The organism is Phocaeicola coprophilus DSM 18228 = JCM 13818 (genome assembly GCF_000157915.1).
GTDB lineage: Bacteria > Bacteroidota > Bacteroidia > Bacteroidales > Bacteroidaceae > Phocaeicola > Phocaeicola coprophilus.
Genome location: NZ_EQ973643.1, coordinates 712353 through 724465, shown reverse-complemented (window position 1 = coordinate 724465; position 12113 = coordinate 712353). Strand labels below are relative to the sequence as shown.

General features: G+C 46.3%; 10 protein-coding genes. 3 read left to right on the top strand and 7 right to left on the bottom strand.

Annotated features, from left to right (window positions below; genetic code table 11):
- Nucleotides 1–49: 49 nt before the first annotated feature.
- The 7 genes from BACCOPRO_RS11030 to BACCOPRO_RS10995 form a co-directional block, all read right to left on the bottom strand.
- A complete protein-coding gene (locus tag BACCOPRO_RS11030) occupies nucleotides 50–1225 on the bottom strand; it encodes a TlpA disulfide reductase family protein (RefSeq protein WP_008143633.1) in 1176 nt (391 codons plus the stop codon).
- Between the two features lie 288 nt (nucleotides 1226–1513).
- Nucleotides 1514–3142 carry a sialidase family protein gene (locus BACCOPRO_RS11020; RefSeq protein WP_008143632.1) on the bottom strand — a complete coding sequence of 543 codons (1629 nt, stop codon included), beginning with the start codon at nucleotides 3140–3142 and terminating at the stop codon, nucleotides 1514–1516.
- Between the two features lie 11 nt (nucleotides 3143–3153).
- Nucleotides 3154–3612 carry a NanQ anomerase/TabA/YiaL family protein gene (locus tag BACCOPRO_RS11015; protein ID WP_008143631.1) on the bottom strand — a complete coding sequence of 153 codons (459 nt, stop codon included), beginning with the start codon at nucleotides 3610–3612 and terminating at the stop codon, nucleotides 3154–3156.
- A 17-nt stretch (nucleotides 3613–3629) separates the two neighbouring features.
- The gene (locus tag BACCOPRO_RS11010) at nucleotides 3630–4862 is read right to left on the bottom strand and encodes an MFS transporter (RefSeq protein WP_008143630.1); all 1233 of its coding nucleotides are present in this window, start codon (nucleotides 4860–4862) and stop codon (nucleotides 3630–3632) included.
- 41 nt (nucleotides 4863–4903) lie between these two features.
- Complete coding sequence (locus BACCOPRO_RS11005; protein ID WP_008143629.1) at nucleotides 4904–6088, bottom strand: AGE family epimerase/isomerase; 1185 nt, start codon at nucleotides 6086–6088, stop codon at nucleotides 4904–4906.
- Nucleotides 6089–6093: 5 nt separating this feature from the next.
- Complete coding sequence (locus BACCOPRO_RS11000) at nucleotides 6094–7011, bottom strand: dihydrodipicolinate synthase family protein (protein WP_008143628.1); 918 nt, start codon at nucleotides 7009–7011, stop codon at nucleotides 6094–6096.
- A gap of 91 nt (nucleotides 7012–7102) precedes the next feature.
- Nucleotides 7103–8197 carry a cyclically-permuted mutarotase family protein gene (locus tag BACCOPRO_RS10995; protein WP_008143626.1) on the bottom strand — a complete coding sequence of 365 codons (1095 nt, stop codon included), beginning with the start codon at nucleotides 8195–8197 and terminating at the stop codon, nucleotides 7103–7105.
- Nucleotides 8198–8423: 226 nt separating this feature from the next.
- Here BACCOPRO_RS10995 and BACCOPRO_RS10990 point away from each other — a divergent pair, with 226 nt between their 5' ends.
- The 3 genes from BACCOPRO_RS10990 (at nucleotide 8424) to BACCOPRO_RS10980 (ending at nucleotide 12018) form a co-directional block, all read left to right on the top strand.
- Nucleotides 8424–9632, top strand: coding sequence for an ROK family transcriptional regulator (locus BACCOPRO_RS10990; RefSeq protein ID WP_008143625.1), 1209 nt, complete (start codon nucleotides 8424–8426; stop codon nucleotides 9630–9632).
- 12 nt (nucleotides 9633–9644) lie between these two features.
- Nucleotides 9645–10604, top strand: coding sequence for a bile acid:sodium symporter family protein (locus tag BACCOPRO_RS10985; protein ID WP_008143624.1), 960 nt, complete (start codon nucleotides 9645–9647; stop codon nucleotides 10602–10604).
- Between the two features lie 76 nt (nucleotides 10605–10680).
- On the top strand, nucleotides 10681–12018 hold the full coding sequence (locus BACCOPRO_RS10980) for an alpha-L-fucosidase (protein ID WP_008143623.1): 1338 nt from the start codon (nucleotides 10681–10683) through the stop codon (nucleotides 12016–12018).
- Nucleotides 12019–12113: the final 95 nt, after the last annotated feature.

The following is a 12113-nucleotide window of genomic DNA, read 5'->3' as shown; positions in this document are numbered from 1 at the left end:
ACAGTAATCACTGCGGTTCCTTTTTATATAGCTATGTGAGTTGTTTCCGTTATTGGATCAGTTCTTTCATCTTTGCTTTCAGGGAGCCTTTGCCATATCCGCTCCAGATCTGTTTTACTTTTCCGTCCGGTGAGATCATGACATAATGCGGTATTCCTGTTACCTGATAAGCGGCTCCGAGACCGGTATTCCCTTTAAGCAGTTCGTTCCACTGGTTGCCTTTCAGCTGTTTCTTGGCAATGAATTCCTTCCATGACTTTTCAGAATCCTGACTGATGCTGACAACTACCATCTGGTTCTTGTACTGTTCGGTGACTTCTTCCAATTCCGGAAGTGACTGCAGGCAGGGACCGCAACCCTGGCTCCAGAAATCAAGCAGAATGTACTTTCCCTTGAATTCCGAAAGGTGACGTACATTGCCGTCCAGATCATACAGATCACCGTCTGCCATTTCATCACCAACGTTGACTGTTTCCGGCAAATTCATATATCCGGTAATAATTTGTCCGGCTTCAGTTGCTTTGTCTGCTTCAGACATTCGGGCATAGAGGGAACGGATCAGTTCTTTGTGGCCGAATTCGGGGTTGTATTGCAGGAAAGAACTGTACGACTGGTAGTTGTTCAGCCATGTAGCTGTAATCGGAGCATCTTTCATATAATTCAGTTCGGCTACATAGATGAGACTGTCCAACGGGTCATACAATGTACGCAGAGAATCTATTTTCTTCCAGTCGATATTCTTTCCTTTTGCAGCACGGAACAGATCGGATTCCTGGGCATGCCACTGCATGGAGCGCTTTCTTTCCGAAGGACATAAAGCCATAAAATCATTGGTCGCCTGTTGCTCTTCGATTTCACTGCTTACCTTCCACAAGGGTAAAAGACGGTCTTCGCCTGTGATTTGAATATATTTGCCGGACTGTACCCATACGTATAGCCATACGCCGGGAAATCCTTCATTGTCGGATAATAATATCAACTGTTGGGGAGAAGGGCTACTGACCGTATCCTGAAAAGAGAATTTCCCATTGATGACAGTGTCTGTCTGTATCTGTTTGAGCAGTTTCCCATCGCTTTTATATAGACTGATAACAGTGCTGTCGGGTACATTTTTTAGCATGCCTGCTATCAGATATTTACCTTCCGGTACGTGAGGTGTCGAAGTACAGCTGCCGAAGGTGAGTCCTCCTGAAAGGAGAGCCATGAGTAAGTGTTTTGATTTCATTTTGTTGTTATGTTTTTAAGAGGTTTTTCATGTTTTAGTCTAGAGAATGAAGCTCTCTTGCAAAGTTTGCAAATTTTTTCAAATTCTGCAAACTTTGTTTGCAAAAGGACCTGTAAATGTATTGGTTGGCTGGGCTCAGGAAATATATGGCATCTGCAGGCTGGGGCTATGGAGCCGGAGACAGTTCCTGTGGCAAAAAAAGAAGGATGGGTTTCATCCGGTAGAAGCCCATCCTTTGTCATCTGACATTAAATCAGTGTGTTTTCTATGCAATATATTGCAGGTATGTTATTTCACGATATCTTTCAGCTTGATGCTTTGGAAAGTCATATGTGCGACACTGCTTTCATAAAGGATACCGATTGTTTCCTTGTCTATCATGGTCAGACAGGAATATCCCCAGTTGTAGTCTTCATCCAGTAAAAGCTGATGATCGGCTGACCAGGTTTTTCCTCCGTCCATACTGATCTTGATGGTCATATCCTTACGGGCGCTTGTGCTGTTCGGGTTAGAGAAGATCAGCAGATCTTTTCCGAGTACATTGTCCTTGGCCTTGACACTGATGAGGCTGGCCATGCAGACCGGTTCGATCAGGGCTGTACGTGAGGATTCATGTTCTTTCCAGGTCTGTCCGAAGTCTGTTGTTGTATAGACAGCCCGACTTCCACCCCGGTTGTCACGCATGTTCAGCATCAGCACTCCCGGCTCAACTTCTGCCACCTGTGCTTCGGTGGTGTTGGTACGCGCATAGTTATGAATTTTCCAGGTTTCTCCACGGTCCTTGCTGTACATGATTCCTGCATTGGGAATGCGTGTCTTGTCGATGAACTGGATCGGAAAAACCAGTGTTCCGTCACTTGTAGTAATGCCTCGTCCCGGTCCTTGCAACAGGAAATACCATTCAGGAAGCTTTACCTGTTCGGTGACATTGATCGGAGCTGACCATGTCTTTCCGTCGTCTGTACTCTTGGCCATGACCAGCTGGGCTGTATGGTTCAGGTCCATGCCGGGGTGAGAACTCCACCAGGCACGCTGATTACCCATACCGTGCGTCCATGCAGCAACGATCCATACGGTATTGGTTTTGGTATCTACCAGGATAGAGGGGTCTCCCACACCGTTTTGTGCGGCAGGCAGGCCGTCGTATTCGCCGAATGCAAGGGGAAGACGCATTTTTTCCCAAGTCTTTCCGCCGTCAGTGCTTCGGCTCAGACCGATATCAATGTGTTCCTGTAAGTCTACGCTGCTGTTGTAACGTACGTCGTATACGCCAAGAAGGGTTCCTTTGTTGGTCGTAACCAGTCCGGGAATACGGAATGCGGCAGAGCCGTCGTCGCCGGCATGACGTACACCGATACCCATTCTTCGTTCGATGTTCTTGTCTGAAACCAGTTTGGTGGGATTTTCTTTGCCGTCAGCCTTTACCGAGGTGATGTCGGCAGTGACTTTGGTCTGAAGTGATGCAGAGGGCTGCATTTCCAGACTTACCCAGAAGAAGTTGTAGCCGGGGAAGAGTTTCTGTTCTCCTTTCAATACGATAGTGCGGTCATTCTTTGGCTGTACTTCCGATTTGCGTACGGAGTAAGATGGATTGGCTGCCAGCGTCTTGCCCGGAGTATTGCTGGAAATGTATTCCACGGGGGCGAAGCGTTTCTTGCCCCGATCTTGTGAGGCGTCCGTTCCACCGTAATACAACTTGACGGACTTGATCTGAGAAAGAGGAACATCCTTGCCAAAGGTGACTGTTACTTCGTCCAGGGTTTTGGTTTCCTTGGCATCCATACGCATGTAGAAGAGAACATTGTCATTGCGCTCTATCAGGATAGGCACTTGTGGCGCCTTAATAAACAAGGTGTCGGCTGCTTGTACGGCCATGACCGAAAGAAGACCTGCAGTCAGTGATAAAAACTTTTTCATGTGTCTATACTTTAAAGAGTGAAATTAACTTTTACTTTACCGATCAGTTTGCGGATCTTTCCTTCGCCGATGATCGGTGCATGCGGATCTTCCGGATAAACGATCAGAAATTGTCCCGGCTGCAAGGTTACATAAGTTGTCGGACGGTCAGCATATAGTGCGCAGTCACCTTCCTTTTCATAGACTTTGGTCTCTTGGGTCAGATCTTCCAGAGCTTTCCATCCGACGGTTTCCTGTCCTTCCAGAAGAATATGTACATCAATGTAGTCACGGTGTACTTCAAGAACCTGCTGGTCGGCAGTAACGCAAGTAGGATTTGAATTGTTGATGAACAGGTTGTCACCGTCCAGTTCGATGCGTCCGCATTCTGTATGCAGCAGGTCGTGCGTCTTTACATAATCAAAGAGTTTTTTGAAGAGTGGGTGCAAGGACTCCACTCTTGAACTATTCTGTAAATTTGAGATAATCATAGAACTATAACAATTAATTATTCAACATTGTCGGTTTTGGGGCGCAGGAAGTAAAGTTGTGCACATAAGGCAGCAGCCACTACGATCGCAAGCATGGAGAATCCCAGTCCCAGATCTCCTCCGTCGCTCCACTGGCCCAGCAAGTCTGTAATGAAGGCTCCGGCAAATACTCCGATCATGTTCATCACTCCATAAGCGGTTGCCCGTTGTTTGGCGGAGACAAACTGGCAGAGGATCGGCATATTGTTTGCATCAAAGATTCCGAAACCGATACCGAACAAAAGTCCGGCTCCGACGACAGCTACTATGTGATGACCGCATCCTAGCAGGAGCAATGACGGAATAGTCATTCCCAGTCCGATGGCTCCGGTATAGACACGACCGCGCAGATTCTTTTGTACCCACCGGTCTGAAAGGGTTCCTCCGAGCAGGACACCGATAAATGAAGATACGGCAATGGTAATTGTAGAAATCGGTCCGGCTTCAGACATCGGTAAGTTCAGATTTTCAGCAAACAGAGTCGGCAGCCAGTTCTTGGTAGCCCATCCGGGAAGGCTGGATGCTGCAAAATAGAATAAGATGACCCAGAAAGCAGTGTTAGTGAATAATACCCGTAATCCTTTGCCCAGACTGCTTTGATTCGTTCCCGGACTGGGGCGTTCGGTTTTTACCTTTTCTGTTTTCTTGTCATGCAGGAAAAGCATCAGGACGACAGCATATGCAATACCGATGATACCAAACCAATGGAAGGTGGTGTGCCAGGAAAATGCTGCAGCAACCGTTGCACCGAAACCACCGATGGCCTGTCCTGTATAAAGACCGGTCATGTGAATACCTACGGCAAGTGAACGGGATGAGCCGGAATGGTAATCGGCAATCAGAGAAAGGCCTGCCGGGATATAAAGAGCTTCACTTACTCCCATCAGGGCTCTGAGCCAGAATATTTGCTGGAATGTATCGGCTATACCCATTAAGTAAGTTACAGCTGACCACACGAACAGACTTCCGACAATTAACCATTTCCGGTTGAGGCGGTCGGCAATCATACCGGCGACCGGACTCATAAAACCGTAGATCCACAAAAATACAGCCATCAGTCTGCCGAAATTGGTGGCTGACTGAAGTTCTGTGATGTCCATTTGCATGGCATCCTTCATGGTGCTCAGCATCTGGCGGTCCATATAGTTCAGCAGGGCTACTCCCCAGAGAAGGGCAACAACTACCCACGGATATATTTTAGAGTTCTTCATATATATTCAAATAACCAAGTTAACGGAAATCTGCCTGCCGATTATTCACCGGCAAGCAGTTCTTTACATAACATATATCCTTTAGTCATCATGCGGGGAATGTGGAAAGGTCCTTTAAACAGGTTACCTTTGGCAGGCTGAGCCACTGAACCGTCGCGGTGGAGATAACCATACCATTCACCGAATTCATGATCGGGGAAATGAGCATACGTCCATTCACTGATTTGTCTGTGCATCTCCAGATATTTCGGATCTTTGGTCAGTTTGTATGCATAAAGGGTTGCAATGATGGCTTCGGTCTGTGGCCACCAGAACTTCATGTCTTGTGAATAGTCCTGGGGAGGAAGATTCTTGCAGTCTCTGAAGTTGATGATACCTCCATATTCTTTGTCCCATCCCCATTCCCATGACCAGTTGAGAATGGTCAGGGCCATGTCGGTCAGTTCACGGTCTCCATTGCGGTCGGCTGCTACATCAAACAGGAACCAGGCTGTTTCGATGCAGTGACCGGGGTTGATGGTACGTCCGTTGATCGTATCAATAAATTCACCATTCGGACCGACTGTTTCCAGCAAAGCTTTGAATTCCGGGTGCATGAAGTATTTCTTCAGTGCATTCAGAGATTCGTCTATTTGCAGATCCAGTTCCGGATCACTGATTACCTTCTTGATACGGCTGGCCACATTAATCATAATCATGGTGATGGAATGTCCCTGAGCCTGTACGCTGGGCAGGTATTTGGGCTCCAGAATTCCCGGTGTGTTCAGGAAACGGCGCATATCCTTGAAAACAGACAAGGCCTTCTGTGCATAGGCCTGATCACCTGTTGCCAGTGCATATTCAGCCATGGCAATGGCTGCGAAACTTTCGCTGAAGACATATCTTCTTTTACGCAGAGGGGTACCTTCTGCTGTTACTTCGAAAAACATCCGGCCGTCGGTGTCAAAGCAATGGGCTTCAATGAAATCCAAAGTAGATTTGGCTGCATCAAGCCATTGCTGACAGGGTTCTATGTTGTTGTAGGCAAAGCAGCAGGTAAAAGCAAAACGTCCCTGGAACCATACGGATTTGGTGGTATCCAGTAACTGGCCGTCGCGTCCTACACAGGTATAGATACCTCCATTCTGGGTGTCAAGACCATATTTCATCCAGAAAGGCATGATGTTGTTCATCATGTCTTCCTTATATAATTCTGCCCAGTAGCTGAAATAAGTATTTAAGTTCATGGTGCTTAGAATTTGTTGCAACGGTCAAAGAAATGAATTGCTTCCAGTTCAGCTTTCATACGCTGTTCTTCTTCGTCTGTCATGTTCTGGAACGGAGTGCGGTTTTTGCCCAGGTCAAGTCCGATCAGTTTCATGATACGCTTTCCACCTACAATGTTGCCGCGATAATGGCAGATAACGTTGATAACTTCCTGAGAGAAGTTTTGCAGTTCACGTGCTTTTTCGATGTCACCTGCTTTCCATGCATCAATAATTCCTACCAGATTTATTCCGTTGTAGTTGGTTGTTCCACCGATACCGCCTTGTGCACCACCCATGGCCAGTGACGGAAGAATCGTTTCATCCTGTCCGTGCAGCATGTCATACTTACCGTTCTTGTAGAGGCGGCACTGGTTGTATTCATAGATGCTTTCATAGGTATATTTGATTCCGGCAAAGTTCGGGATACGTCCGTCTACAGCTTCCAGCAGGGCCGTCATCGGAAGGAATGCTCCGTTGAATGCCGGTATGTGATAATAGTAGAATGGAAGTTCCGGAGCTCCGGCTGCGATTTCCTCGCAATATTTTACCAATTCTTCAATGCGACCGATTTTCGGGAAAGGAGGAGCCATTGCACCGATACCCCAGGCTCCGATCTTCTGGGCGTGTTCAGCAAGCATTTTGCTGGCTTTGACGCAGCAGCTTCCTACATGCACGATTACTTTAAAGCCTTCAGGAGCAACTTCTATCCAGCGTTCGGCCAGTTTCATACGCTCTTCTTCTGTCAGCATGTAGCCTTCTCCAGAGGAACCGTTGATAAATACACCTTTCAAGCCATTTTTGGCCAACATTTTGGCATAGGCTTCAATAGGTTCATAATTTACTTCTCCATTCTCATAAAAAGGAGTGAAAGGGGCGTCAATTAGTCCAATAATCTTTTCCATGGCGTTGTATTTAATAAAATTATTTATTTATATCGGCAAATATAAGATGATGTTTTTAATAACACAAATCTTTTAACATTTATTTCTGTCGTTATTTATTTAACGGATATGTCGTGATCTGTGCACTCCGGATACCAGGCTTCAGTTCGCCACATATCATATATAATGTATGATTATGATGGAGCAGTATTCCTCCGGCTCTGGCCATTCCGGGAATGTCGTACAGGATTTTCCAGGTTCCCTTCTGGAAATCAAACAATAGCAAATCATCATTGAAACGATACCATTCGGGACTATGTTGCAGATAGTCTTTTCCGGCTTTGCCCTCTAAAGCGTGCTGGAATATTTTGTAGTTTACTCCTCCGGTAAAAATAATTTGATTGTTCAGGCTGACACCTGCACCTCCAACCAGGCATCTGGGTTGTCCGTCTTTTTCAGAAGGAAGTTGAATACTTTGTTTCCATTGTCCGGAATGGATGTCATATTCCAGCAGGTCGGAGGAAAGAGTACAGGTTTTGGATTCCGGAAAAGACTGGAATCCTCCGGCTAAAAACAGATGATTTTTACCGGCTGCAAGAACCGGCTGTACCCGGTACGGACCGGGATAGGGAGTAAGTTTGGTCCAGACGGAATCTGTTTCCGGGTTTAAAGTGTACAGGTTGTTTTGTCCATATTGCTGATTTCCTCCGGTAACATATATGTTATTTCCTGCCCGGGTTGCAGAAGCATTGTCTATGGTTTCCGGTAAAGCGGGGAGCTGCTGAACAGAGAATCCTTCTGCCTCATTCCAGGTAAGTCTGTATACTTGTGTCAGGCAGGAGTCTGCATTCATGCCACCGATGCAGACCAGACCTTGAGGAGTTTCTACGGATGCGCCATAGGCAACGGGGTATGGAAGGTCGGGGAGGGGAAGCCATTGGGGAGAAGCTGCATGTGTGTCCAGTGCATATCCCTGGCTGTAATAAACTTTTTTCCCTCCTTCTGAGGCTGGTATGTCCGGGAAATTACATCCTCCTGCTACGACAAGCCAGTCTCCGATGAATCCGGCGAAGGGGGCAGAGACACCTTTGGGCAGGGGATAGTCGGGCAGATGGCCGGATAAACAGGTGTTTTTTTCTTGTGCTGAACCTGTGAAGGGAAGCAGGAATATGCTGAACAGTGTCAGCCATAATTGGATGATTCTCATGTGAAGTTGGTTTTAAGTTGCTCCGAAGTTAAAAAAATAATTTGAATCTGGCTCTGATTCTGACGTAAATAATGGCTTTTGCTCATTTATGGAATAATAATGTCTCACTTTGTTGGATAAGATGCATAAAATAGTTATTTTAGCGCTTCAAAAGAAAAATGCCAAACTCTGAGTTGATAAGATTCGGTTGTTAAGAAATATAAGAAACCTTTTTGCCTGAATAATTATGGTGCACCAGTTGATTAGCGAACTTGATAGTGGTTCAAAAAATGTAATGACCCAGAAACGGATTATCACCTATTATATGCATAATCACTCTTCCACGATTCCTGACTTGGCGAAAGAAATAGATTTAAGCATTCCTACGGTTACGAAGTTCATAACCGAAATGTGTGATGCCGGTTATCTGGTCAGTTACGGAAAGCAGGAGAGTACAGAAGGAAGACCGCCTAATTTGTATGGTCTGAATCCTGATTCCGGATATCTGGTGGGAGTGGATATCAAATCGTATTGTATAAATATCGGTTTGATGAATTTCACGGGAGATATGATTGATCTGCAAATGGAGATAGAGTGCCATCTGGAGAATACTCCGGAAGGGCTGGAAGAACTTTGCCGTCATATCCGGAACTTCATTGATCAGACACCTGTTGACAAGACCAAGATTCTTCAGATTGGTGTTAATATTTCCGGACGTGTCAATCCGGAAGAAGGCTATAGTTTCAGTACCTTTAATTTTGAAGAACGCCCGTTGGCTGATATCTTGAGCGAAAAACTGAATTATCCGGTCAGCATTGACAACGATACCCGTGCTATGGCATATGGTGAGTTGATGAAAGGAGTTGTAAAAGGTGAGAAGAACATTGTCTACATCAACCTGAGCTGGGGACTTGGATCTGCTTTTGTCATCGACGGAAAGATTTATTCGGGACGTTCCGGATTCTCGGGAGAGTTCGGACATTTTAATGTCTTTGATAATGAAATAATCTGCCGTTGCGGAAAGAAAGGCTGTTTGCAGACAGAAGTTTCCGGAGAAGCTTTACACCGTGTGTTGTGTGAACGTGTGCGTGCCGGCCAGTCTTCAATCCTGTCAGAAAGGATTTTGTCAGGCAAAACACCCCTGATGTTGGATGAGATCATAGCGGCAACCAATAAGGAAGATGTACTGTGCATTGAACTGGTTGAGGAAATCGGACGTAAACTGGGACGTTATCTGGCCGGTCTGATTAACCTGATGAATCCGGAACTGGTTGTTATCGGCGGTACGTTGGCCCTGACGGGCGATTATGTACTTCAGCCGGTAAAAAGCGCGGTCCGTAAATATTCTCTGAATCTGGTAAGCAGGGATTCTGCAATTGTTTTATCCAAATTACAGGACAAGGCAGGAGTGGTCGGTGCTTGTATGCTGTCACGTTGCAAACTGTTTGAGTCCTGATACGAGAAAGAAATGAAAATTATACGTTTCATGAAGAACTGGACATTACCTATCGCTATGCTGATGGGTATTGTCCTTTATTTTGTGTATGTAAATATCCCATTTCTGGAGCCGACGAAGCCCTATGTGGAACATGCTGTGGCCATTGTTCAGCCGGTTCTGATTTTTTTGATGCTGTTCCTGACTTTCTGTAAAGTGAACGTTTCGGAACTGCGTCCGTGCCGGTGGCATCTCTGGCTCTTGCTGATTCAGGGAGGAGCTTTCCTGTTGCTGGCTTTGCTGATCTGGCTCTTTCCGGATATTCCGGCTCATGTGCTGGTGGAAGGAGGAATGCTTTGTCTGATTTGCCCGACGGCGACGGCTGCTGCGGTTGTTACCCGGAAACTGAAAGGTGATGCAGCTCATCTGACCTCCTATACGATTCTGATCAACCTGCTGGTTGCCTTTCTGGTGCCACTGGTTGTTCCGTCTATCCATCCGCATCCCGGATTGGGATTCGGAGCTTCTTTTGCGCTGATTCTGGGGAAAGTGTTTCCTTTGTTGCTGGGACCCTTTATCGCAGCTATCCTGTTGCGCTATCTTTCTCCGGGACTTCACAAACGCTTGGGAGATATTTCCGGGCTCTCTTTTTACCTGTGGGCTGTCGCTTTGACACTGGCCATTGCCGTGACGGTGAAAAGTATTGTCCATAGTGAAGTCTCCTGGGAATACCAGTTCGGACTGGCTGTTGTTTCATTGGTATGCTGTGCCCTGCAGTTCTGGCTGGGGCGCAAGATCGGACGCCATTATAATGATGCTGTCAGTGCCGGGCAGGCTTTGGGACAGAAAAATACGGTTCTTGCCATTTGGATGGGATATACTTTCTTTACTCCTGTTACAGCTGTGGCAGCCGGTTTTTATAGCGTATGGCATAATGTGGTCAATTCCTGGCAGCTTTATCAGCAGCGGAAAAAGGAAATGACAGAAGAATGATTCTGCAGAAGAAGTCGGGGGAAACATAAATAGAAAATTATTGCATAATTAATATAGTAATTAAAATTGTAGAAACATGAAAAGACACAAAGGTAATCGTTGGCAGGGAGTTCTGTTGGGAACTTTCCTCGGGGTTTCTTCCTTGTTTGCCCAACAGGGACAGACCGGCTATCAGCCTACACCGGAGAATTTGCAGGCACGTCAGGAATTTAGCGACAGCAAGTTTGGTATTTTCCTGCATTGGGGAATTTACAGTATGTTCGGACAGGGGGAATGGTATATGGAAACTTCGGGCATTGACTGCCATGAGTATGCGAAGGCTGCTTCCGGCTTTTATCCGTCCCGCTTCAATGCAAAGGAATGGGTGGCAGCCATTAAGGCTTCAGGAGCCAAGTATATTTGCATCACAACCCGTCATCATGACGGATTCTCCATGTTTGATACCCGCTATTCGGATTATGACATTATAGATGCAACTCCTTTCAAGCGGGATATCATCAAGGAACTTGCCGAGGAATGTCAGAAACAGGGAATCAAACTGCATCTGTATTATTCTCACCTTGACTGGACGCGTGAGGATTATTATCCTTACGGATATACCGGACATAATACCGGACGTACCAAACATGGAGACTGGAATACCTATTACCAGTTTATGAACAACCAGCTGACAGAGCTGCTCACCAACTATGGACCTGTCGGAGCTATCTGGTTTGACGGAGTATGGGATCATTGGGAAGTCGACAAGAATTTTGACTGGAGACTGGGAGAACAGTATGCCTTGATTCATAAACTGCAGCCTGCTTGTATGATTGGTAACAACCATCACCGGGCTCCTATCGAAGGCGAAGATTTCCAGATGTTCGAACGTGATCTGCCCGGTGAGAACAAAGCCGGTTTTTCCGGAACGTCAAAAATCGGTCAGCTTCCGCTGGAAACTTGTGAAACCATGAACGGAATGTGGGGCTACCGGGTGAAGGACCAAAACTATAAATCTGTACCTACTTTGGTTCGTCTGCTGGTTCGTGCTGCAGGAAAAGGAGCCAATCTGCTGATGAATATCGGCCCTCAGCCGAATGGAGAACTTCCGGCTTTGGCGCTTGATCGTCTGAAAGGAATGGGAGAATGGATGAATAAATACGGTGAGACGATTTATGGTACCACCCGTGGTGGTGTAGAATCATCGGAATGGGGTACGACTACCCGGAAGGGAAATATGCTGTATGTACATATCCTTGCCGACAAAATGCCGTCATTCATTACGCTGCCTCTGAAGGAACGTGTGAAGAAAGCTGTACTTTTTGATGGTGGAGAGAAAGTCAAGGCAGAGCGTATTGATGGCGGAGTGGTGCTTCATACAGCAGATCTGAAACCGGATACGGACTGTATTGTAGCGCTGACTCTGGCTGACTGATCAGCGTCAGTAAAGGTTTCATCTGGTACATCCGAAGAGAGGATTATCCGGTTTCGTCTGGAGAAAACTTTTGTATCGTGCTGGTGGAACTTTTT